This window comes from Saccharopolyspora sp. NPDC045941 (genome assembly GCF_056431445.1).
In genome coordinates, this window is sequence record NZ_JBWKKU010000055.1 from 1 (window position 1) to 21,934 (window position 21,934).

Below are 21,934 nucleotides of genomic sequence, written 5' to 3' on the forward strand. Positions count from 1 at the left end.
CAGCTACCAGGAGCTTCACTACTTTTCACGCACCGACACGCCACACCCACCCAACCTGCACAAACCAGGTTGAAAAAGGCTCATTGAAATTGCGGCACCCGGCGAACAGGGATCAGCTCCCGCAGAGCTGCGTGCGCAGGAGCTCGAAAACCCACTGCTCCCACTGCTCCGGCTTCCAGCCGCGGTCGCGCACCACGAGCAGGTATAGCTCGGGGCTGAGCAGCCCGAACAGCACGTCGGCGGCCTGTTCCGCGGACACGTCGGCGCGCGCTTCCGGCTTGGCGACGAGTGCCTCGGCAGCGGCGGCCTGGACGGTGTAGCGCGGGTCGGGTCCCTGCGGCCACAGCTCGGTGACCTCGGGTTCGGTCGCGGCGGCGATGCGCAGCACCTCGGTGATCGCCGCGACCCGCTCCATGATCGGCCGCGTACCCGCGACGTGCGCCCGCAGCTGGGCCTCCGCGGTCTCGGCTTCGAGGGCCTCGCGGAACCACGGCCGGTCCATCGTCGCGATCGGCTCGTCGTCGCCCGCGATAGCGGTGTCCACGACCTCCTTCAGCAGGTTCCGCTTGTTGCGGAAGGTGAAGTAGATGGTCTGCACGGCGACGCCGGCCCGGTCGGCGATGTCCTGCAGCGGCGTCGCGCCGTAACCGCGCTCGACGAACAGCTCCCCGGCGGCCTGCAGCATCCGCAGCCGCGTCTGCCTGGCCTTCTCGGCCCGCTTGCCGCCCTTGTTGACCGAACTCATGACCGGAGTCTATAACTAGAGTCGTTCTCTAGAGTTTAACTCTAGTCAATTCGGAAGGAGTCACCGATGCGATCCGTGGCCAACACCCAGCAGGCCGAGGCGTGGAACGGCTGGGAAGGCGAGCTCTGGGCGGAGAACTCCAGCCGCTACGACGGGATGCTCGACGATTTCAACGGCCCGTTGTTCGCCGCCGCCGAGATCGGCGAGACCCACCAGGTCCTCGACCCCCCATGCTGGCCCGCGCCCGCGCCGACGCGGCGGACATCCCGAACATCGAGTTCGTGCAGGGCGACGCCCAGGTCCACCCGTTCCCGGCCGGCGGGTTCGACGTGGCCATCAGCCGGGGCGGCGTGATGTTCTTCGCCGATCCGGTCGCCGGATTCGCCAACATCCGCCGCAGCCTCCGGCCGGGCGGGCGGCTGGCGTTCATCACTCCGACCGCCCCCAACCCCGACGGCGACTACGCCCGCGCGACCGCGGCCCTGGCGGAATTCCTCCGCGGTCCGTCCCCAGCAGCGCGCGGCATGATGTCCCTGGTCGCCCCGGACCGCATCCGCGAGGTGCTCACCGAAGCCGGGTTCGGCGACACCACCATCGACCGGACCGAAGCCATCGAGACGCTGGGCACGAACGCGGCCGACGCCGCCGAGTTCGTGTGCTCGCTGGGCCCGGTCCAGTTCAACCTGCAGGATGTTGAGAAATCCACTGTGGACCGAATCCGGGACGAGGTGCGCGCCGGATTCGAGCCGTACGAAACCCCGCGGGGAGTCCAGGTCCGCGGCACGGTCTGGCTCGTCCGGGCGACCAGTTGATCGAGGAGAAATCGTGAAATCCATCGTGAACACCGGCCAAGCCGAAGCGTGGAACGGCTACGAAGGCGAGCACTGGGCCGAACACCAAGACCGCTACGACGCGGTGAACAGCGGCTTCAACGAACCCCTGCTGAATGCCGCGAACATAGGCGAGCAGGACCGAGTGCTCGACATCGGCTGCGGCAACGGGCAAACGACCCGCCTGGCGGCAGCACGAGCAGCGCACGCGGTCGGACTCGATCTCTCGGCACCGATGCTGCAACGAGCACGGAACACCGCGACCCGAGCGGGAATCGCCAATGTGTCGTTCGAACAGGGCGACGCCCAGGTCCACCCGTTCCAGGACGGCGGGTTCGACGTGGCCATAAGCAGGTTCGGAGTGATGTTCTTCGCCGACCCGGTCGCAGCATTCGCCAACATCCGCCGCGCCCTACGACCGGGCGGACGCCTGGCGTTCGTATGCCTGCGGCATCGAAGCGGCAACGACCTCGGGGCGGTGCTGGATGCAGCGGCGGAGCACTTACCGGCACCGGAGCCTGCCGCCCCGCACGCCCCCGGTCCGATGTCGCTGGCCGATCCGGAACGCATCCGCGAAGTGCTGACCGGTGCGGGCTTCTCCGACGTGACCGCAATCCCGGTCGACGCACCGCAGACGTGGGGCCGCGACGCGGCGGACGCGGCCGATTTCCTCTTCGAATGGGGCCCCGTCCAGGCGATGGTCCGCAACGCCGATCCGGCCGCCACCGAACGAGCTCGCGCCGCCCTCACGGCGGCGATGCACCAGCACCAGCAGCCCAACGGAGTCCGACTGCGCGGCACGGCATGGCAAGTCATCGCCACCCGGTGAGATCCCGGCCCAACTCGACGAACGGCCTTCCTGATCACAGTTCACCGAAATCGGTTGATCACCGACTGCGCGTGCCCTAGGACTGCGTGAGGTGCTGCAGTTCTAGGGGGAACGGGATGGACCGGTTCGCTGTCCGCTACGCCGCGATCGGCGAAGCGTGGGAAAGCGTCCGCGACGCCACCGGGCAGGTTCGGACCAAGCTGGCCGATCTCGACGGATCGCTCGGGCCGCTGCGGGCGTCCTGGACCGGGCAGGCCGCGGACAGTTTCGAGGTCGCGCGGGCGACGTGGGTTCGCGAAGCCGAGGAGATGACCGAGTTCCTCGACGGCATGGCGGACCTGCTGTCGCTGATCGACGAGAACTACCGCAGCGCGCACCAGGCGAACCTGGCGATCTGGGACGCCCCCGCAGGGTCGTCGGGAGGCTCCTCCACCGCGCCGATGTCGGCAGGCTCGGCCGGCGGACCCGGCGGCGAGGTCGACGTCTCCATCGAGGAACTGCGCCGCGCCGCGCGATCGTTCCACGGGCTCCAGCAGCAACTGGCCGACAACATGAGCTGGATCAGCCGGAACCTGCACGGCAGCGCCGCCGGCATGGCCGGAGCCGACCCGGTGCTGGCCCCGTGGCGCACCCTCTACGACGAAACAGCGCGGGCGGTGTGGGCGGTGCTCGGCGCGGCCACTGATCTGCTGGGTGGCATCGCGCAGGGCATGACCGACACCGGCAACAATTATGTCGACTCCGAGGAAGCCTCCACCGCCGGACACGGCGCTACGCTGCCGGAACGATTGCCGCAGCTCCCGGTCGACACCGTCAGCCCCGGCCCCGAACCACCCCCCAGCGGTTCGGGTGCCCCGGCGCAGAGCTTGGAGGACTGGGGCTACGAGTACTGGCCCGACGGTGACCCGGCGGGGCTCATGTTCGCCTACGGCGAGTGGAGACGCTTCGTCGAAACCCTGACGGAGGTCTCGCGGTCCGGGGATGAACTAATCAACGGCTTGGTGGAGTCCAACCGCGGTGCGGTCTTCGACAGCATCCGCCAGTACTGGGCCACCAAGTCCCAGATCTGCGGAACCTCCGAGATCTTGCCGGTGCTCACCTCCGCATGCAGTGCGCTGAGCGAATCGTGCAAGGTGCTGTCCAAGGCGGTGCGAAACGCCCAGACAAGCATCGCGAAGCTCCATCAGATAGTGGGCGAACTGGACATCTTCTCCGCGCTCGGCCTCTTGCGCAAACATTCGATCGCCGAGCTCGCTGAACTGGGCTACGAGATCGGCAGGTACGCGGCCATCAAGACGATCATGCCCAAGATCAAGGCAACGTACGAGTACGAGCGTGGCGACGCCATGCAGCTGCTGGCCACCGGCATCGCCGACCGGCTGCACGCCTGGGCACGCGACGCCGAGGCGGTCACCCTGGAGTCCGAGCGACAGGCCTACGATCAGGCAGACCATGGACTCGAACAACACCTCGGCACCGCACCGTACGACGCCTGGGCAGGAGTGGACGAGCCGCACCCCGCCCCGGCATCCGTGCACGTCACCGCCGACCGGGCGACCCACATCCTCGACGGTGATCCACCTCCGAGGAACGCTGGCGGCCACCTCGCCGGAACAGGGAAACCAGGAAAGTCCGAATTTCCACCCGGCTGGAGCCGAATGGATGTTCTGAACCGGATTCAGGATGTGGCGAAGGATCCCGACAGCCCACCGGAGCTCCAACCGAACGGAAAGTGGAAGGCCGTCGGCGTCCGAGACGGTGTTTTCATCGAAGTCGTCCTCGACGGGAATGGCAGCATCGTCACCGGCTATCCCAAGGGCGGGCCGGGCGTGCACGAGAATCCGAGAGAAATGTGATCATGAACGAAGTCGAACTCATGAACAGGACGGACTCTCTTTTCCAGGGAATGCGGGAACGCATCCCGCAGGAGACGTACTCGTTCATGTCCAGCGCAGCGCATGCCGGTGAGCATTACGAGGTCCTCGACGTGCTGTTGGCCATGCTGAAGCAGGGCCGCTTCCCGATCTCTCGGCCGGAGCGGGACGAACTTCGCACGATCATGGAATCAGTCCCACTCCCCATCGACATGTGTGACTTCATCAACGACTGGAAGAACATCGTCGCGTCGCTGAACGTCGTTGACGATGCGCCGGAGAGGGAGGACCCCGAGCCGCCGGTTGCGTCCGGGCCGCCGGTCATCGTGCACGAGAACCCGGACTTCGGTCGCACGCTGCGGACCCAGGTCGGGCTGCACGTCGATCTGCCGCCCCGGCTGTACGAGCCGTTCGTGGACCACTTCACCGCCGCCGTCGGAGTCGGCGTCGAGATCAACCTCGCCCGAACCAACCCCGACGAGTACCTGCGGAGCGGGAAGGTCCACAAACCCACCGAGGTGGAAGCGAACTTCGTTCCCCTGATGATCCAGGCGATCAGCGACGGCTCCATCTGGGGCGGCGGCATCCTGCTGCGCGGCTTCGAGCAGTGGTGGACCAAGAAGCGCTCCGACGCCGAGAACCTGATCCGGCAGCTCCCCACGGTCCTGGCCGCGGAGCAACTCGGCGACGACAACTTCCACATCGCGCTCGCGGACATGTCATCGTCCACTGTGGATCAGATCATCGCCGTGCTGGCCGAATCGAAGATCGAGGAAATCCTCGGCGCCGTCCCACCCATCCCAGTGTTCAAGTACCCGCCGATGTGACCGTCAGCCCCGCGCAGCCAGCCAACCGAAGCGGCGCAGGGCGCTGGCGAAGCGCTCGGTGTCGGCGGCCAGTCGGCTCAGGCGCGCTGTATCCACCTCACCGGTCGGGATGCGCCGCGCTTCGTCCGCTAGATCCTGCTGAGGACCAGCATCGCGGACGCCATCTCGCGCGGTGTGTCGATCCGCGCCGGGATCATCCCCTCCCCCAGTGGTCGGTTGATGAACCCCGGAAACTCCGCGGCCAAAAAGCAATCCGTGCATTCGCGTATCCCTACCGGCAGCCCGGCGCACGGCTCCCCTGGCGGGGAGCACTCCTCCACCTCGCCAGCCTGGAAAAACTGGCGGCACCACGACCAAACCAAGGAATCGCTTGCACCGCAACAGATATGCGCGAACCGACACCACTCCGGCACCGCCCCTTGCTGGTACTGGAAATGCCGGATCTGATCGCCTGATCGACCAACGTGTTGCATGAGACGCCCTCCCAGCGCAAGCGGTTCCGTTGCCACAATGTGGTAATTCCTAACTTTCGCGCAGCCTGGCATCATCAACAATGTCGTGACCGTGGGCGCAACAGGTGAGACCGTGGAGACCCGCATGACCAAGACGCCGAAAGGCCGTGCGCTGGGGAACGCGCTACGCCAGGCAAGGCAGGAGCGAGACCTGACGGTGCGGGCGTTCGCCGCTCAGCTCGGACGTGATCCCGGAGTGCTGTCGAGGTGGGAGACCGGAGACCGCACTCCCAAACCCGAGCAGGTTGCGCAGATTCTCACATCGCTTGGCGTCAACGGTGACCGGTACGAGGAGATCGTCGATCTGGCCTATGGAGCGGACGACTCGAGCTGGGTCGCCACGACGCTTCCGGCTCAGCGCCAGCAGTTGGCCGCCTTCATCGACTTCGAGCAGAACGCGTCGAAGATTCTCGAAGCGTCGCCGATGCTGATTCCCGGACTGCTCCAGACAAACGAATACATCCGCGCGGTCATGACGGACGCACGCGTTCCAGTCGGTGAGCTGGCCACGCGGATAGCCGTTCGGATCGGGCGCCGCGATGTGATAACGCGCGATCGACCCACTCAGTTCACCGCACTGGTCGGCGAAGCCGCCCTCCGACAGCTGCTCGGCGGCCGAAAAGTGATGATCGAGCAGCTCAGGTACCTACTCGAGACGGCCCGACGACCCAACATCGAACTGCGGGTCTTCCGTTTCGGCACTGGCTGGAACCCGGCCCTCGAAGGACAATTCCACCTCATAGAGACCGGTGATGGCACGGTCGTGCACCTGGAGAACCTCAAGTCCGCGTTGTTCTTGCATGAAGACTCCGACGTGCGCACCTACCAGCGAGCGGCAGAGAAGGTTCTTGACGTGGCTATGAACCAGGCCGAGTCTGCCAAGCTGATCAGGTACATCGCCAACAGCATGGAGAAGGGCAATGAACGCTGAAACGACCTGGCGCAAATCCAGCTACAGCGCCAACGCCGGTACCTGTGTCGAACTCGCGAGCTCCTTAGACCGCATCCGCGACTCCAAGGACCCGCAGGGCCCCACGCTGCGGGTCGACGTCGCCGGATTCGTGCAGGCCGTCAAGAGCGGCCGGTTCGACCGCTGACGACTCGGGTCGGACCTGGTCGTGGCTGACCGTGAGTGGTTTGGGGCGCCATAGCACCCCAAACCACTCACGGAGCGTATTCAGTCCTTCCGGCTGCGCCCGACAGGCCCGTAACCGTGCCCGCCTTGTGGGCCGTCACCGGGTTCTCCATCTTCATCGCTTCCAGCACCGCGATCAGGTCGCTCGCCCTTTTGGCCGAGTCGAAGGTGGAAGTCTTCGACTCCGCCCCACCCATCCCGATGTTCAAGTACCCGCCTATGTGACGTTCACGGCCGGGCCACCTGAATTGAGCCGCTGTGGCACCTAGTCCGGATCCGCCGCGTCGAGCGCGTTGAGGTGGTTGCGGACGATGTCGGCGTCGGTGTGGCCGAGTCGCTCGATGATGGCCAGTGCGGACTGCCAGGCTTCGCGGGCTCCTCCCGCATCGCCACCTGCGTGCAGGGCTTCGCCGAGCTTGGTGAGGTTGCCCGCCGCACCCAGCTCGTTCCCTATGGTCTGGCAGCTTTCGGCTGCCCGGGAGTAGGAACGCACCGCTTCGTCGGTGTTTCCCGCTAGGAGGTGGGCGGCCCCGAGTCGGCTCAGGGTGAAACCCCGCAAGAACGGGTCGGAACTCGAGTCGAGGGCTTGGTGCAGATGGCCGAAAGCTGCGGTGAAGTCACCCAGATGCGCCAACGCAAGCCCGAGAACGGAGTCGGCTGCTCCGTCGCCCGCGATCTGATCGTCGGAGTTGGTCTGCATCTGCAGTGCTCGTCGAGCGGATGCCGCCGCATCCTCGAAGCGACCCGACTCGAGGAACCCCTCTCCGAGCTGGATGTGCATGGCGGCTTCCCACTGGTGTTCGCCCAGTTCCGCGAACAGTTCGGCGGCTGATTGCGCGTAGCGGCTCGCTCCATCGAATTCGCCGTGAAAGAAGTGCGCGGTGGCGAGGTCCGCGAGCAGCCGTGCTTGTGCGTCGTGGTCTTCCCCGGCAAGCGCGCCCTTGACGCCTTCGGTGCTGCTGATCTTCAGTTCGTCGATCAATCCGCGCAGCTTGAACGGGTAGGTGGCCACGTGTGCCAGCCAGGGGCCACGGGGCATCTTGAGGGCCACGGCCTGCCGGATGGTGGCCAGCACACTGGCGTGCTCGACGTCCCACCAGGCCAAGGCCTCTTCGTACGTGGTGAAGTCGCGGCGCAGCAGTTCGTCTGCGCGCTCGATTTCCGGCAACGCTCGGGTAGGTGCCAGTCGTTGGTTGGCGGCGTACGTGGTGTCGAGGTAGTGGTTCAGCAAGCGCTGCAACGCCTCGATGCGTTCCTTCTCCGTGTCGTCGCCATGCGCACGCTCGCGAGCATAGGCGCGCAGAAGATCGTGGAAGACATAGCGGTCTCCCGCGCTTCGGGTCAGCACATGTGCCCGGCAAAGCTCCGCCAGCACCCGCCGAGTGCTGCGCTGGTCTGCCCCGGCAAGTGCCGCAGCCGCGCCGAGACCGATATCGGGCGAGTTCGGCAGTCCCAGCAGACGGAACAACCGAGCGGCTTGCGGGGAAAGCGCGCGGTAGGACCACGAGAAGACCGCTCGGATGCCCGTGCGGCCACCCAAGTCCAGCGCATCGAGCCGATCGCGCTCGTCGCGGAGGTCAGCGGCGAGATCCTCCAGTGCCACGTCCGGTTCGACCGCAGCCTTCGCCGCGACCAAGGTCAGCGCGAGCGGCAGACCCGCGCAATGCTCCGCCAGCGCAGCAACCGCCTCCGGGGCGTCGACCAGCCTTTCGTCGCCGAGAAAACTTGCCAGCAACCGGTGGCCTTCGTCGCGGGTGAGCGTCACGAGGGCGAGCCGCTGCGCGCCGTGGTGGGCGACCAGCTCGTCCAGCCGCTGACGACTCGTCACGACGACCAGAGACCCCGGCGAGCCGGGCAGCAGCGGCAGCACCTGGTCGGCGTCGCGGGCGTTGTCCAACACGAGCAGCATCCGCCGCCCATGCGACAGCGTCCGGAATTGCGCTGCCCGAGCTTCCTCCGTCGCCGCTACCGCCTCCGGCGCCACTCCCAACGCGGTCAGGAATCCGGCCAACGCCTCCGCCGGCGCCATCGGGTCGGCCGCCGGATCGAAACCACGCAAGTTCACGTACAACTCACCGTCGGGGAACTGCTCCCGGGCCTGGTGAGCCCACTGCACCACCAGCGCCGACTTGCCCACCCCGGCCAAGCCCGTCGACGGTCGACACCAGAACCGTGCGGTCCCGGCCGTTGAGCAGCGTGGTCAACGCATCCTGTTCCACCGTCCGGTTGACGAAGTGCCGCACCGTCGCCGGGAGCTGGCGCGGCACCACCGATGGACGAACCGGCGTACCGGCCGAGCCATGAATGTGCACGTCTCCCAGTACGTTCTGCGCCTGAACGACGTTCTCGGCCGACGACGCGCTGTTGCGCGTCCCCCCGTCCGGCGATCCCACATATCCCCTCGGCGATCCGGAAAACGACCACCACGAGACTGGCATAGGCACCACCGAACCTGCACCACCGACCGCGCAAGCCCGTGAACCGAAACAGCTCGATGCCACCGGTCCGCGTAACCCGGTGCGGCTCTGGTCGTTGATCTCCCGGACTCCCCGGGAGGTCATCATGCGCCGCTCCGCGCTGGCTCTGCTCCTCGCCCTGGCTACCGTCTTCGCCGGGTTGGCCACCGCCGAAACCAGTTCCGCTCAGGCCGTTTGGGCTCCTCGCAGCGAGGACTATCCCGCCGCAGTCACCGAAACCGACGTCTCCATCCCCATGTCCGACGGCGTCGTCCTGCGCGGTGACATCCAGCGCCCCGCCGACTCCGATGGCCGGCCGGTCGACGGCCGCTTCCCCGTGCTGCTGACCATCACCGCCTACAACAAGTCCGTGCTCGACGGGCCCGCTTCCGCCTCGCTCAACGATCCGGGTTACTTCGTCAAGCGCGGGTACGTGCAGGTCACCGTCGATGCGCGCGGCACCGGTGGTTCCGGTGGTTCCTGGGCCGCTTTCAGCGCTCGGGAGAACACCGATGCCGGGGAGATCGTCGACTGGGCCGCCTCTTCCGAGCGGTCGTGGAGCAGCGGTTCGGTGGGCATGCACGGTGCTTCCTACCTGGGCATCAGCCAGCTCTTCGCCGCCGCCGAACGGCCCGCCGGGCTCAAGGCGATCTTCCCGCAGGTCCCCGCCGCCGACACCTACCGGGACGTCGTCGCGTCCGGTGGCGCTCTCGACGTCGGGTTCATCCCGCTGTGGCTGGGCCTGGTCACCGGCACCGGGCTGATCCCGCCCGCCTACGGCGCCGGTGAGCCGGACAACGCGCTGCAGATGTACCTCTCACGCGTGCAGGGCGCCACCGGGTTCACCGCGCCGATGCTGCTGTCCGCGACGCTGGGGCTGGACTCCGCCTTCGACGGGCCCTTCTACGCCGAGCGCTCGCCGATCAACGTGGTCGATCGCATCGACGTGCCCACCTTCCTCATCGGCGGCGAGTACGACCTGTTCCAGCGCGGCACGCCGATGGTGTTCGACCGGCTCCGGGAGCGCGGCGTCCCGGTGAAGATGATCCTCGGACCCTGGGACCACCTGCAGGGCAGCACCGGCGATGGGATCGCCGAAGCCGGGCACGGCACGCTGCAGGAGCTCCAGCTGCGCTGGTTCGACCGCTACGTGCGGCGCCTGCCCGATCCGATGCTGGACGCCGACATCCCGCCGCTGACCTGGCACGAGATCAACTCCGGCGAATGGCATCACGCGCAGGGCTGGATCGACGAGCAGCGCGCCACGACGCTCCGGCTCTCCGGCACCTCTTTCCCCGGCGCACCAGGAAAACTCGTCGCTGAGGGCGCCGAACAGGGGCAGAGCACCGTCGCACCGGTCCCGGTCTCCGGGCTGTGCACCCGCTCGGCCAACCAGTGGACCGCTGGGCTGCCGGGCGCCGTCGGGATCTCGCGGCTGTGCGAGGACAACCGGTGGAACGACTTGTCGGGCGCGGTCTTCGAAACCGAACCGGTGGCGCAGCCCCTGCGTATGCGCGGACCGATCAACGCGCGGCTGCACACCTCGACGCCGACCGGCAACGGCATGCTGTCGGTATCGGTGTCGTCGGTGTCACCGACCGGTGAAGCCAACCGGCTCACCGGCGGCTGGCAGGTGCTGTCGCACCGGGCGCTGGACGAAGAGCGCTCGCGCTACCTCGACGGGCAGCTGATCCAGCCGTACCACCCGTTCACCAAGGACACGCAGAACCTGTTGCAGCCAGGGGAAATCGCGCCGATCGATGTGGAGGTCTTCCCCACCGGCGCGGTGATCCCGCCCGGTCACCGGCTGCGGATCTCCGTGCAGGCCTTCGATGTCCCGCACCTCCTGCCGACGCTGCGCGACCTGCCGGCGGCGCTGTCGCCGCTGACCATCCACAACTCCGCGCAGCACCCGTCGCAGATCACGCTGCCGGTGATTCCCGCGGACAGGTGATCTTATCCAGGTGAAGGGCACCCAGCCGGGCCCGGCCCGTTCAGGGATCCGCAATTTCAATGGAAATTGGACCTCCAATTTCCATTGAAATTGCGGAAGGAGTGACCCGATCGGTGGTGGCCCTGGTCGAGGGTGCCCTTCATCCGTCACCTGGAAGGTGGGTCAGTCTTTCAGCTCGCAGAGCGTGGTGCCCTGGGACACCGAGTCGCCCGGCTGCGCCGACAGGCCCGTCACCGTGCCCGCCTTGTGGGCCGTCACCGGGTTCTCCATCTTCATCGCTTCCAGCACCGCGATCAGGTCACCTACCGCGACCTCCTGGCCGTCGGTCACCGCGACCTTCACGATCGTGCCCTGCATCGGCGCGGTCACCGCGTCGCCGGACACCGCCGCACCGGCCTTGCCCGCGGAACGCTTGCGCGGCTTCGCCTTCGCCGCCGGGGACGCCGACGAGACCGCCAGCTCCGCAGGCAGCGAGACCTCCAGGCGGCGGCCGCCGACCTCGACGGTGATCGTCTGCCGCGCCTCCGGCTCCTCCGCCTCGACGCCGCCGGTGAACGGCTCGATGTTGTTGTCGAACTCCGTCTCGATCCACCGGGTGTGCACGGTGAAGCCGTCGGCCCCGACGAACGCCGGGTCGCGGACGATCTCACGGTGGAACGGCAGCACCGTGGCCATGCCCTCCACGACCATCTCGTCCAGCACCCGCCGCGAGCGCTCCAGCGCCTGCTGCCGGTCCGCGCCGGTGACGATCACCTTCGCCAGCAGCGAGTCGAACTGGCCGCCGATCACGCTGCCCGACTCGACGCCGGCGTCCACCCGGACGCCCGGGCCGTGCGGCGCGACGAAGCGGGTCACGGTGCCCGGCGCGGGCAGGAAGTTGCGGCCCGCGTCCTCGCCGTTGATCCGGAACTCGATGGAGTGGCCGCGCGGCTCGGGGTCGGCCGTGATCCACAGCTTCTCGCCGGCGGCGATGCGGAACTGCTCGCGCACCAGGTCCAGGCCCGTGGTCTCCTCCGACACCGGGTGCTCCACCTGCAGGCGGGTGTTGACCTCCAGGAACGAGATCGTCCCGTCCAGGCCCACCAGGAACTCCACGGTGCCCGCTCCGTAGTAGCCGGCCTCGGCGCAGATGGCGCGCGCCGCCTCGTGGATGGTGCGGTGCTGATCGTCGCTGAGGAACGGCGCCGGGGCCTCCTCGACGAGCTTCTGGTGCCGCCGCTGCAGCGAGCAGTCGCGGGTGCCCACGACCACCACGTTGCCGTGCTGGTCGGCGAGGACCTGCGCCTCGACGTGCCGCGGCCGGTCCAGGTAGCGCTCCACGAAGCACTCGCCGCGACCGAACGCCGTCTCGGCCTCGCGCACCGCCGAGGCGTACAGCTCGGGGATCTCCTCCAGCGTCCGGGCGACCTTCAGGCCCCGGCCGCCGCCGCCGAACGCGGCCTTGATGGCCACCGGCAGCCCGTGCTCCTCGGCGAAGGCGACGACCTCGTCGGCGCCGTTGACCGGGTCCTTCGTCCCCGGCACCAGCGGCGCGCCCGCGCGGGTCGCGATGTGCCGGGCCGTGACCTTGTCGCCGAGGTCGCGGATCGACTGCGGCGACGGCCCGATCCAGATCAGGCCCGCGTCGAGCACCGCCTGGGCGAACTCGGCGTTCTCCGACAGGAAGCCGTAGCCGGGGTGCACGGCGTCGGCCTCGGCGCGCTTGGCGACGTCGATGATCTTGTCGATGTTCAGGTACGACTCGCCCGGCGTCGAACCGCCCAGCGCGAAGGCCTCGTCTGCCAGCCGCACGAACACCGCGTCGGCGTCCGGCTCGGCGTACACGGCGACGGAGGCGATGCCCTCGTCCTTGCAGGCGCGGATCACCCGCACCGCGATCTCACCGCGGTTGGCGATCAGGACCTTGCTGATCGGCGTCACGTCCACAGTGGTCAACTCCTCATTTCCCGGCGCGACGCCGGACGGCTGGCGAAAATCTTGTTGGCGGGCAACGACATCAGCCCGGGAGGGCCGACGCGCGCCAAGCGTGGGGGCCGGGGCGCAGCGGCCGGCGGCCTGCCGGGTGGCGCAGCGCGGCGGACCGGTCGCCCCACAGCGACATCGGCCGCTGCTGCGGCTCGGCCGCGGCGTTCGCGGCGGCCAGGCCGCTCAGCGCCGCGGTCAGCGCGGCGATCTCGGCGTCGTCGGGATTGCCGCGCACGATGCGCAGCACCGGACGCTCCTCCGGCGTCGCGTCCTGGCTCATCTGGCACCTCCTCGCGGGTGGGACGACGTCACAGCGGGATGTTGCCGTGCTTCTTCGCGGGCAGGCTGGCGCGCTTGTCGCGCAGCATCCGCAGCGACCGCGCCACGTACCCGCGGGTGTAGGACGGCGGGATCACCGAGTCGACGTAGCCGCGTTCGGCGGCCACGTACGGGTTGCAGAGGGTGTCCTCGTACTCCTGCTGCAGCTGCGCCCGCGTGGCCTCGACGTCCTCGCCGTTCTCGGCCGCTTCGGCGAGCTGCCGCCGGTAGAGGATGTTCACCGCGCCCTGCGCGCCCATGACCGCGATCTGCGCGGTCGGCCACGCCAGGTTGACGTCCGCGCCCAGGTGCTTGGAGCCCATCACGTCGTAGGCGCCGCCGTAGGCCTTGCGGGTGATCACGGTGACCAGCGGGACGGTGGCCTCGGCGTAGGCGTACAGCAGCTTCGCGCCGCGCCGGATGATGCCGTTCCACTCCTGGTCGGTGCCCGGCAGGAAGCCCGGCACGTCCACGAAGGTCAGCACCGGGATGTTGAAGGCGTCGCAGGTGCGGACGAACCGCGCGGCCTTCTCGCTGGCGTCGATGTCCAGGGTGCCGGCGAACTGGGTGGGCTGGTTGGCGACCACGCCCACCGGGTGGCCCTCGATGCGCCCGTAGCCGGTGATGATGTTCGGCGCGAACAGCGCCCCGACCTCCAGGAACTCCTCGTCGTCGACGACGCGGGAGATGACCTCGAGCATGTCGTAGGGCTGGTTCGGCGAGTCCGGGACCAGCGCGTCCAGCTCGCGGTCGGCGTCGGTGATCGATTCGGCGATCGAGCCGGCTCCGGTATCGGGACCGTCGAACACCGGCGCCTCGGCCAGGTTGTTGCTGGGCAGGTACGACAGCAGCTCCTTGACGTAGGCGATGGCGTCCGCCTCGTCGGTGGCCAGGTAGTGCGCGTTGCCGGAGCGCGAGTTGTGGGTGCGCGCGCCGCCGAGCTCCTCGAAGGTCACGTCCTCGCCGGTGACCGTCTTGATGACGTCAGGGCCGGTGATGAACATGTGCGAGGTCTGGTCGACCATCACCGTGAAGTCGGTGATCGCCGGCGAGTACACCGCGCCGCCCGCGCACGGGCCCATGATCAGCGAGATCTGCGGGATCACGCCGGAGGCGTGGGTGTTGCGCTTGAAGATCTCGGCGTACAGGCCGAGCGCCGCCACACCCTCCTGGATGCGCGCGCCGCCGGAGTCGTTGATGCCGATCAGCGGGCAGCCGGTCTTCAGCGCCAGGTCCATGACCTTGACGATCTTCTCGCCGAACACCTCGCCCAGCGACCCGCCGAAGACGGTGAAGTCCTGGGAGAACACGCATACCTTGCGGCCGTCGACGGTGCCGTAACCGGTCACCACGCCGTCGCCGTAGGGGCGGTTCGCGTCCATGCCGAAGTTCGTGGAGCGGTGCCGCGCGTGCTCGTCGAGCTCCACGAACGAACCCGGGTCCAGCAGCATGTCGATGCGCTCGCGGGCGGTGTTCTTGCCCTTCGCGTGCTGCTTGGCCACCGCGCGCGCCGAGCCGGCGTGCACCGCCTCGTCATTCCGCCGGTACAGATCCGCCAGCTTGCCGGCGGTCGTGTGGATGTCCGGCACGTCCACCGGCGGCTGACCGACCGGCTCCGTCGCGCTGCTCATGCAACCAACCTGTCCTCGTTACCTGCTCGGCTCCAGTGTCTGCCGCCCGCCCGCGACGTTCCAGGCCCGGAACCCGGCGACGCGCCTCGGCGCGTGGCAGCCGGTTCGTCACCCCGAGGCCGGGCGCGGCGTGCGTGCTGGCAGACCTGGTCAACGCGGAGCCTAATCCGGCGCGACGGCCGAAGTCAATTTCGAAGTGAGCTGCCCCTAGTTCACCCAGACCAGGCAATCGAGCATTCTCCTGCGGGGATGATGCTTAAGTGAATATCTAGTAGTAGTCATCCGTGGCTGGTCACACGGTCTCGACGGGTGTGTCCAGCATCAGCGCCGAGCCGATCCGCGACAGCGCGTCGACGTCGCGCACCGAGCCGGTGCGCACCATGTCGTTGGCGACCGTCAACGCCGCCTGCACCAGGATCCGGGCGCGCACCGGGTCGACCCCCGGCCGCGCCTCGCACAGCAGCCCGACCCACTCGGCCACGTAGGCGTGCTGGGTCTGCCGCGCCCGGTGCCGTTCCGCGTCCGGCAGGTGGTTGACCTCGCTGACCAGGATGTCGATGAACCGGCCGTGGTCGAAGGCGAAGCCGATGTAGGAGCTCAGCAGCTCGCGCAGCGCGTCGTCGGCGGCCGGCGTGCTGGCCAGGGTCCGTTCGAGCTCGACCTCGAGCCACGCGTTGCCGCGGGTGATCACGGCGCCGAGCAGCTCCTGCTTGCTGGCGAAGTAGTTGTACAGGCTGGGCCCGGCGATCCCGGCCGCCGCGCCGACGTCCTCGGTGGTCACCTCGGTGTAGCCGGCGTCGGAGAACAGCCGCATCGCCGCGGCCAGCAGCAGCCGCCGCCGGGAGGCGCGCCCGGCGAACAGCGCGGCCCGCTGGTCGGCGTCGGGCTCGTGGTGGTCGGCGAACCGCTGCGGCGGCTGCGTCCCGATGACGACCACCACGGCCCGCAGCAGCTGCTCGAACTGGCGCCGCGGCAGGTCCACCTGGTGGTAGGACGGGCTGGTCAGGACGCTGAACATGCACCAGGCGCGGAACCGGGCGTCCTCGTCGGTCAGCTCGGGCCGGAAGGCGCGCGCCACCTCGGCGAGCCCGGTAGCGACACCGCGCAGCTCCTCGCGCAGCACATCGCGCTGCTCGGCGGGCAGGTGCCGGGCTTCGCGCTGCCAGAGCACACCGAGCTGGCGGTGGTCCAGCGCGGCGGCGGCGAGCTGCGCGACCACGTCGTCCAGGTCCCGGTCGGCCACCTGCGCGGCGATCGCGTTGAACGGCTGGAGCTCGTCGAGGACGACCCGGGTCAGCAGCTGCTGCTTGCCCGCGAAGTGCCGGTACAGCGCCGACGAGCCTACCCCGACCGCCTCGGCGATGTCGCTCATCCCGACCCGCGCGTAGCCGAGCCGGTAGAACAGGTCCGCAGCGGCGGCGGTGATCAACGCCCGGCGGTTGCGCGGCCGCGTGTTGCGGGCAGGTGGATTGGTCACCTCAGCCATCGCCGCCTCCCCTGCTCGCCCGGCACAGCGAGCATACTTGCGCGCCGTGCCGGACGACGCTGCCGAGGACTCTCCACATGAGATCGTCGGCAGCGCTGGGTTCTACGCGCTCACCCGCGCCAGGTGGCGGTGACCAACCATCCGGAGGTCTTCGCCACGACGGAGCCACCTCGCTCCAGGGTCCGCAGCGCGGCGGTGGCCTCCTCACGCGCCCGGCCGACGGACGCGTCGTCGGCACCGGACAGCCAGAACCGCGTCGGACCCCAGCCGAAGATGAACTCGGCGGCCTCGGCCGCGTTCTCGCCCAGCACCATCTCGGACTCGGCTTCCCGGAGGAGGACATCCGCGAAGCCGGCCCCGGTCAGGATCTCGCGGATGCGCCCGGGATCGGTGAACGTGGCCGGGCCGGGCGCGGTGTCCTCGGCCGGATCGGGCAGGGCGACGTGCGCGCCGATCGCCGCCCACACGGCGCCGAAGTCGGCATCGGAGGCGTCCCGGCCGCACCCGAAGACCAGCCGCCCGGACGGCTTCAGGGCCGCGCCGATGTTGGCGAACGCGGCCACCGGATCGGCGAAGTACATGATCCCGCCGCGGCTGATGGCCACGTCGAACCGGGCGGCCGGGAAGTCGTGGACCTGCGCGTCGCCCTGCTCGAACGCCACGTTGCCGATGCCTTCGGCCGCGGCCATGCGCCGGGCTCGTTCGAGCATCGGCCCGGACAGGTCGACGCCGAGGGCGTGCCCGCCGGCCGCCTTGCGCGCGGCGATCCGGGTCATCTGCCCGTTGCCGCACCCGATGTCGAGCACGTGGTGGTCGCTCTCGATGCTCGCGGCCTCGAACAGCTGGACATCGTTGCGGCCGCCGCGCCCGCCGACCATCGCTTCGTACCGCTCCTGGTTCTCCGCCCAGTGCGTGCCTTCGTAGCCGTTCCAGGCTTCCGCCTGATGAGTGTTGACGATCTTCATGCGGCCAACCCTGGCCCGACGCGCTCACAACTCCCTCACAGAACGCACACAACCGCAATTTCCATTGAGCCTTTTTCATCCTGGTCGGCCCGCAGCCGCGGGTCGCAAAGCCACACGTCGATGAGGTGTCGCATGCGCCGCAGGCGCATAACCCACCTACGACACCCGCACCGCCGCGGGTTCACGGTGCCCACCCCTCCGGGGTTCCCTCGGCGAGGACGGCCCCTCCGCCGTGTATTGGACATACATCAGGAGGGGCACCCACAGTCCAGGGAGCCTCTGAGGTTCCGCCACCCGCACCGCCACGCAAAACGAGGCTGGAAAAACCTCACTGAAATCGAACCTTCGATTTCAATGGAAATTGCGGGCCAGATCACCAGCACCAGCGGGTTCGGGCGGCGAGCTCTTCGGGCGTCGCGTCCGCGCATCGCTTCGCTTCCGCTCGGCGAACCGTGAGCATCGCGTCGTGCAGTTCCTCGCCCAGGGCTTCGGCCAGCACGTCGGAGGACTCCAATGCATCAGCCGCCTCGGCCGCGTTCGTCGGCAGACGGTGGATTCCCGCCGCCGCGCGCTCGTCGTCGGTCAGCGCCGCCGGGTCGCCGGTGATCTCCGCGGGCAGCCGCAGCTCCTCGCGCACGCCCGCGAGCCCCGCCGCCAGCACCGCGCCGACCGCCAGGTACGGGTTCGCGGTGGCGTCGAAGCACTTCACCTCCGCGTTGGCGGCCCACCGCTCGGTGCCGATCGTGCCGGTGATCAGCCGCATCGCGGCCTCCCGCGCCTCCCGGCCCCACACCTGCCACACCCCGGCCCACCTGGACGGCTCCAGCCGCAGGAAGCTCGCCGGATTGCCGCCACCGATCGCTTGCAGCGCGGGAAGTTCACGCAACACACCGGCCAGGAACGCCTCGCCGACGGGCTGCAAGCCGTAGCGTCCCGAGCCGCCCGCGAGGAGGTTGCCGTCCGAGTCGTGCACGGACAGGTGCAGGTGCCCGCCTGAGCCCGCGCCGCCGGGCACGAGGCAGGGCGCGAAGCTGGCCCGCCAGCTGTGGCGGCGCGAGACCGCGCGCACGGTGTGCCGCACCAGCAGGGCATCGTCGGCCGCGCCGAGCGGATCCTTCGCGGCCACCGACAGTTCGACCTGCCCGAGCGCGTACTCGGGGTGGAACTGCTGCACTTCGAGCCCCTGCTCGCGCAGCGCGGAGACGAGTCCGAGCGCGTAGTCCGCCGTCGCCTCCAGCCGCACCTGGCCGTAGGCGGGGCCGGTGAACGCCGGGACGAACTCGTCGGTGCCGGGCTCCCCCAACGCCCATTCGTGTTCGAAGGAGGCGAGGACGGTCAGCCCAGCGTCGGCGGCGGCCTGCGCCTGGCGCGCGGCGAACGCGCGCTGGCAGGCGATGAACCGCTGCCCGTCCTGGCCGAACTTGTCGGCGGGCGCCCACGCCCAGCCCGGCAACGCCGCCAGGCGCACCAACCGCCCGAGGTCGGGCACCAGCCGCAGATCGCCGTCCGGCCCGCCGAGGTAGCGGCCCGGCACCATCACATCGTCGAAGGTGAACGTCTCGAAGCACGGCGAGGCCCCGACGCCGAACCGGACCGCGGCCGACAACCGTTCCAGCGGAACCGATTTCACCCGCACGATCCCAGCGTTGTCCACAAAGGACACCTCGACCAGCTCGACGCCCTCGTCGCGCAGCCGCGCGATGACATCCGCCGAACCGGCCGGCTCGTCCCGGGGAATCCGCTCGCTCATGCCTGCCACGCTATCCGGCAGCGCAAGCGGAAGCGCGCCACCGACAGCGCGCCTCGGCGCCGGATCTCGCGCAAAGTTGCCGCTAGATCATCTAGCGTGACGGCGGGGTGCTGAGGATACCCGGAAGGCGCGATGAGTTTCGGCAGTTCCGCAGGTCATCACTACGAGGACACCGATGCGCGACCGGAGAGGGAAACCGATGGAAGCGAACAGCACGCACCCGTTGCCCCATATCGTCGACCGGGCTTCCTGGCAGGCGGAGCTCGACGGGTTGCTGGTGCGGGAGAAGGCGCACACCCGCGAGGGCGATGCGATCGCGGCCGCCCGGCGGCGGCTGCCGATGGTCGAGGTGGACGCGCAGATCCCGCTGGTCGGAGCGCAGGGCGAGGTGCCCCTGGTCGACGTGTTCGAGGGACGCCGGCAACTGATCGCCTACCTGCACATGTGGCACGACGGCAAGCCCGCCGCCGAGCAGTGCGAGGGCTGCACGTTCTTCACCGGGCACGCGCGCGAGCTGTCCTACCTGCACAGCCGCGACGTCACCTACGCGACGTTCTGCCAGGGCCCGTACGACGAGAGCGCCCGGTACCGGGACTTCATGGGCTGGGAGATGCCCTGGTACTCGGCCCGCGACTCGGGAGACGCGCTGCTCGCCGGGCGCGGCTTCGGCGGCTACCTCTGCTACCTGCGCGACGGCGACCGGGTGTTCGAGACTTACTGGACGACCAACCGCGGCGTCGAGGCCGGCGCCACCAGCTACCACCTGCTCGATCTCACGACCTACGGCAGGCAGGAGACTTGGGAGGACTCGCCGGAGGGCTGGCCGCAGCCCTACGCGACCGCCGGCGAGCAGTTCCGGACCGACGGTCGGCCCACGGCGCAGTGGTCCCGGCTCGCCGCGGGCCGGTCCGACGACATCTCCGGCTAGTTCCGGTTCTGGGACAGGAGTTGTTCGAAGGGGACCGGTTCTTCGAACGCGTCGGCGCGGGCGGGCGCCGGGCGGTGGTCGACGAGGGCCGCGAACTCGCCCGCCGCGCGGTCGACGCGGTCGGCCAGCGCCGCCCCGTCGCCCGCCGAACCCCAGTCCTCCGACGCCGCGTACACCGCGGTCGGCACCACCACCGCCCGCAGGTAGCTGAACATCGGGCGCATCGCGTGTTCCAGCGCCAGCGAGTGGCGCGGCGATCCGCCGGTGGCACCGATCAGCACCGGCTTGCCGACCAGCGAATCGGTCTCCACCACGTCGAAGAACGACTTGAACAGCCCGCTGTAGGACGCCTGGAAGATCGGCGTCACCGCGATCAGGCCGTCGGCGGCGGCCACCCGGTCGAGCACCTTCCGCAGCTCCGCGCCGGGAAAGCCGGTGACCAGGTTGTTCGCCACCTCCTTGGCGTGGTCGCGCAGCTCGACGACCTCGATGTCCGGCGGCTGCGCCAATGCGCGGCCGGTCGCCGCGGCGAGCTGGTCGGCTAGCAGCCGGGTGGACGACGGCTGGCTCAGGCCCGCCGAGATCACGACCAGGTTCCGCTCGCTCACTTCGCCACCTCCGCCTTCTTCGCTTCCTTCGCGGCCAGCAGCGACGCGTGCGTCGGGGAGTCCGGCACGTGCGCGGGCCGCTTCGATTCGAATTCCTTGCGCAGCACCGGGACGACCTCCTCGCCGAGCAGGTCGAGCTGCTCCAGGACCGTCTTCAGCGGCAGCCCGGCGTGGTCCATCAGGAACAGTTGGCGCTGGTAGTCGCCGACGTACTCGCGGAAGCCCAGCGTCCGGTCGATGACCTCCTGCGGGCTGCCGACCGTCAGCGGCGTCTGCTCGGTGAACTCCTCCAGCGACGGCCCGCCGCCGTACACCGGCGCGTGGTCGAAGTACGGCCGGAACTCGCGGACCGCGTCCTGGGAGTTCTTGCGCATGAACACCTGGCCGCCGAGGCCGACGATCGCCTGGTCCGCCGCGCCGTGCCCGTAGTGCTCGAACCGGCGGCGGTACAGGTCGACCATCCGACGGGTGTGCTCCTTGGGCCAGAAGATGTGGTTGTGGAAGAAGCCGTCGCCGTAGTAGGCGGCCTGCTCGGCGATCTCCGGGCTGCGGATGGAGCCGTGCCAGACGAACGGCGGGACGCCGTCCAGCGGCCGCGGGGTCGAGGTGAACGACTGCAGCGGCGTGCGGAACTTGCCCTCCCAGTCGACCACGTCCTCCCGCCACAACCGGCGCAGCAGGTCGTAGTTCTCGATGGCCAGCGGGATGCCCTGGCGGATGTCCTGGCCGAACCACGGGTACACCGGGCCGGTGTTGCCGCGGCCCATCATCAGGTCGACGCGACCGTCGGCGAGGTGCTGCAGCATCGCGAAGTCCTCGGCGATCTTCACCGGGTCGTTCGTGGTGATCAGCGTGGTCGAGGTGGACAGGACCAGCCGCTCGGTCCGGGCCGCGACGTAGCCGAGCATGGTCGTCGGCGAGGACGGCACGAAGGGCGGGTTGTGGTGCTCGCCGGTGGCGAAGACGTCGAGTCCGACCTCCTCCGCCTTGAGCGCGATCCGCACCATGGCCTTGATCCGCTCGGCCTCGGAGGGCGTGCGGCCGTTGGTCGGGTCGGTGGTGACGTCACCGACCGTGAAGATCCCGAACTGCATGTGAACTCCCTCGCTGGCCAGATCCCG

General features: G+C 69.0%; 19 protein-coding genes. 8 read left to right on the forward strand and 11 right to left on the reverse strand.

Annotated features, from left to right (window positions below; translation table 11 throughout):
* Window positions 1-112: 112 nt before the first annotated feature.
* A complete protein-coding gene (locus AC07FN_RS33505; RefSeq protein WP_478399221.1) occupies window positions 113-745 on the reverse strand; it encodes a TetR/AcrR family transcriptional regulator in 633 nt (210 codons plus the stop codon).
* Window positions 746-975: 230 nt separating this feature from the next.
* Here AC07FN_RS33505 and AC07FN_RS33510 point away from each other — a divergent pair, with 230 nt between their 5' ends.
* The 6 genes from AC07FN_RS33510 (at window position 976) to AC07FN_RS33535 (ending at window position 6,714) form a co-directional block, all read left to right on the forward strand.
* Window positions 976-1,557: a class I SAM-dependent methyltransferase gene (locus tag AC07FN_RS33510; protein WP_478399222.1), complete on the forward strand. Its 582-nt coding sequence runs from the start codon at window positions 976-978 to the stop codon at window positions 1,555-1,557.
* 13 nt (window positions 1,558-1,570) lie between these two features.
* Window positions 1,571-2,404, forward strand: a complete 834-nt coding sequence (locus AC07FN_RS33515; protein ID WP_478399223.1) for a class I SAM-dependent methyltransferase — start codon at window positions 1,571-1,573, stop codon at window positions 2,402-2,404.
* 116 nt (window positions 2,405-2,520) lie between these two features.
* Window positions 2,521-4,260 (forward strand): WXG100 family type VII secretion target, encoded by a 1,740-nt coding sequence (locus tag AC07FN_RS33520; RefSeq protein WP_478399224.1) that lies wholly within the window; start codon window positions 2,521-2,523, stop codon window positions 4,258-4,260.
* 2 nt (window positions 4,261-4,262) lie between these two features.
* Window positions 4,263-5,105: a hypothetical protein gene (locus AC07FN_RS33525; RefSeq protein ID WP_478399225.1), complete on the forward strand. Its 843-nt coding sequence runs from the start codon at window positions 4,263-4,265 to the stop codon at window positions 5,103-5,105.
* A 597-nt stretch (window positions 5,106-5,702) separates the two neighbouring features.
* Window positions 5,703-6,548 (forward strand): helix-turn-helix domain-containing protein, encoded by an 846-nt coding sequence (locus tag AC07FN_RS33530; protein WP_478399226.1) that lies wholly within the window; start codon window positions 5,703-5,705, stop codon window positions 6,546-6,548.
* Complete coding sequence (locus tag AC07FN_RS33535; protein WP_478399227.1) at window positions 6,538-6,714, forward strand: DUF397 domain-containing protein; 177 nt, start codon at window positions 6,538-6,540, stop codon at window positions 6,712-6,714. The genes AC07FN_RS33530 and AC07FN_RS33535 overlap by 11 nt, the downstream gene beginning before the upstream one ends.
* Window positions 6,715-6,781: 67 nt before the next feature.
* Here AC07FN_RS33535 and AC07FN_RS33540 read toward each other — a convergent pair whose 3' ends face one another.
* The gene (locus AC07FN_RS33540; protein ID WP_478399228.1) at window positions 6,782-6,961 is read right to left on the reverse strand and encodes a biotin/lipoyl-containing protein; all 180 of its coding nucleotides are present in this window, start codon (window positions 6,959-6,961) and stop codon (window positions 6,782-6,784) included.
* A gap of 56 nt (window positions 6,962-7,017) precedes the next feature.
* Window positions 7,018-8,898, reverse strand: a complete 1,881-nt coding sequence (locus AC07FN_RS33545; RefSeq protein WP_478399229.1) for an ATP-binding protein — start codon at window positions 8,896-8,898, stop codon at window positions 7,018-7,020.
* A 416-nt stretch (window positions 8,899-9,314) separates the two neighbouring features.
* On the opposite strand from AC07FN_RS33545, the gene AC07FN_RS33550 reads away from it, so the two are divergent.
* Window positions 9,315-11,162, forward strand: a complete 1,848-nt coding sequence (locus AC07FN_RS33550) for a CocE/NonD family hydrolase (protein ID WP_478399230.1) — start codon at window positions 9,315-9,317, stop codon at window positions 11,160-11,162.
* Window positions 11,163-11,324: 162 nt separating this feature from the next.
* Here the strand turns inward: AC07FN_RS33550 and AC07FN_RS33555 are convergent, their stop codons facing one another.
* The 6 genes from AC07FN_RS33555 to AC07FN_RS33580 all read right to left on the reverse strand — a co-directional run bounded on the left by AC07FN_RS33555 (window position 11,325) and on the right by AC07FN_RS33580 (window position 19,277).
* A complete protein-coding gene (locus AC07FN_RS33555; RefSeq protein ID WP_478399270.1) occupies window positions 11,325-13,088 on the reverse strand; it encodes an acetyl/propionyl/methylcrotonyl-CoA carboxylase subunit alpha in 1,764 nt (587 codons plus the stop codon).
* Window positions 13,089-13,158: 70 nt separating this feature from the next.
* A complete protein-coding gene (locus AC07FN_RS33560; RefSeq protein WP_358582816.1) occupies window positions 13,159-13,407 on the reverse strand; it encodes an acyl-CoA carboxylase subunit epsilon in 249 nt (82 codons plus the stop codon).
* Window positions 13,408-13,435: 28 nt separating this feature from the next.
* The gene (locus AC07FN_RS33565; RefSeq protein WP_452613023.1) at window positions 13,436-15,076 is read right to left on the reverse strand and encodes an acyl-CoA carboxylase subunit beta; all 1,641 of its coding nucleotides are present in this window, start codon (window positions 15,074-15,076) and stop codon (window positions 13,436-13,438) included.
* Window positions 15,077-15,368: 292 nt separating this feature from the next.
* Window positions 15,369-16,562 (reverse strand): TetR/AcrR family transcriptional regulator, encoded by a 1,194-nt coding sequence (locus tag AC07FN_RS33570; RefSeq protein WP_478399231.1) that lies wholly within the window; start codon window positions 16,560-16,562, stop codon window positions 15,369-15,371.
* A gap of 110 nt (window positions 16,563-16,672) precedes the next feature.
* Entirely contained in the window at window positions 16,673-17,527 is an 855-nt protein-coding gene (locus tag AC07FN_RS33575; protein WP_478399232.1) for a class I SAM-dependent methyltransferase, read from the reverse strand.
* 373 nt (window positions 17,528-17,900) lie between these two features.
* On the reverse strand, window positions 17,901-19,277 hold the full coding sequence (locus AC07FN_RS33580; protein ID WP_478399233.1) for a type I glutamate--ammonia ligase: 1,377 nt from the start codon (window positions 19,275-19,277) through the stop codon (window positions 17,901-17,903).
* A gap of 199 nt (window positions 19,278-19,476) precedes the next feature.
* Between AC07FN_RS33580 and AC07FN_RS33585 the strand changes: the two genes are divergently transcribed.
* The gene (locus AC07FN_RS33585; protein ID WP_478399234.1) at window positions 19,477-20,205 is read left to right on the forward strand and encodes a DUF899 family protein; all 729 of its coding nucleotides are present in this window, start codon (window positions 19,477-19,479) and stop codon (window positions 20,203-20,205) included.
* On the opposite strand, the gene AC07FN_RS33590 is transcribed toward AC07FN_RS33585, so the two are convergent.
* Together AC07FN_RS33590 and AC07FN_RS33595 are read right to left on the reverse strand one after the other, a co-directional pair.
* Window positions 20,202-20,813, reverse strand: coding sequence for an FMN reductase (locus AC07FN_RS33590; protein ID WP_397527898.1), 612 nt, complete (start codon window positions 20,811-20,813; stop codon window positions 20,202-20,204). The genes AC07FN_RS33585 and AC07FN_RS33590 overlap by 4 nt on opposite strands.
* Complete coding sequence (locus AC07FN_RS33595; protein ID WP_452613017.1) at window positions 20,810-21,907, reverse strand: LLM class flavin-dependent oxidoreductase; 1,098 nt, start codon at window positions 21,905-21,907, stop codon at window positions 20,810-20,812. The genes AC07FN_RS33590 and AC07FN_RS33595 overlap by 4 nt, the downstream gene beginning before the upstream one ends.
* Window positions 21,908-21,934 lie beyond the last annotated feature (27 nt).

Excerpts from the sequence above, each read along its gene's own strand:
- AC07FN_RS33520 (WP_478399224.1), top strand. The coding sequence starts at position 2,521 with ATGGACCGGTTCGCTGTCCGCTACGCCGCGATCGGCGAAGCGTGGGAA.
- AC07FN_RS33575 (WP_478399232.1), bottom strand. The coding sequence starts at position 17,527 with ATGAAGATCGTCAACACTCATCAGGCGGAAGCCTGGAACGGCTACGAA.
- AC07FN_RS33560 (WP_358582816.1), bottom strand. The coding sequence starts at position 13,407 with ATGAGCCAGGACGCGACGCCGGAGGAGCGTCCGGTGCTGCGCATCGTG.
- AC07FN_RS33570 (WP_478399231.1), bottom strand. The coding sequence starts at position 16,562 with ATGGCTGAGGTGACCAATCCACCTGCCCGCAACACGCGGCCGCGCAAC.
- AC07FN_RS33595 (WP_452613017.1), bottom strand. The coding sequence starts at position 21,907 with ATGCAGTTCGGGATCTTCACGGTCGGTGACGTCACCACCGACCCGACC.
- AC07FN_RS33505 (WP_478399221.1), bottom strand. The coding sequence starts at position 745 with ATGAGTTCGGTCAACAAGGGCGGCAAGCGGGCCGAGAAGGCCAGGCAG.
- AC07FN_RS33565 (WP_452613023.1), bottom strand. The coding sequence starts at position 15,076 with ATGAGCAGCGCGACGGAGCCGGTCGGTCAGCCGCCGGTGGACGTGCCG.
- AC07FN_RS33535 (WP_478399227.1), top strand. The coding sequence starts at position 6,538 with ATGAACGCTGAAACGACCTGGCGCAAATCCAGCTACAGCGCCAACGCC.
- AC07FN_RS33580 (WP_478399233.1), bottom strand. The coding sequence starts at position 19,277 with ATGAGCGAGCGGATTCCCCGGGACGAGCCGGCCGGTTCGGCGGATGTC.
- AC07FN_RS33530 (WP_478399226.1), top strand. The coding sequence starts at position 5,703 with ATGACCAAGACGCCGAAAGGCCGTGCGCTGGGGAACGCGCTACGCCAG.
- AC07FN_RS33510 (WP_478399222.1), top strand. The coding sequence starts at position 976 with ATGCTGGCCCGCGCCCGCGCCGACGCGGCGGACATCCCGAACATCGAG.
- AC07FN_RS33525 (WP_478399225.1), top strand. The coding sequence starts at position 4,263 with ATGAACGAAGTCGAACTCATGAACAGGACGGACTCTCTTTTCCAGGGA.
- AC07FN_RS33585 (WP_478399234.1), top strand. The coding sequence starts at position 19,477 with ATGGAAGCGAACAGCACGCACCCGTTGCCCCATATCGTCGACCGGGCT.
- AC07FN_RS33550 (WP_478399230.1), top strand. The coding sequence starts at position 9,315 with ATGCGCCGCTCCGCGCTGGCTCTGCTCCTCGCCCTGGCTACCGTCTTC.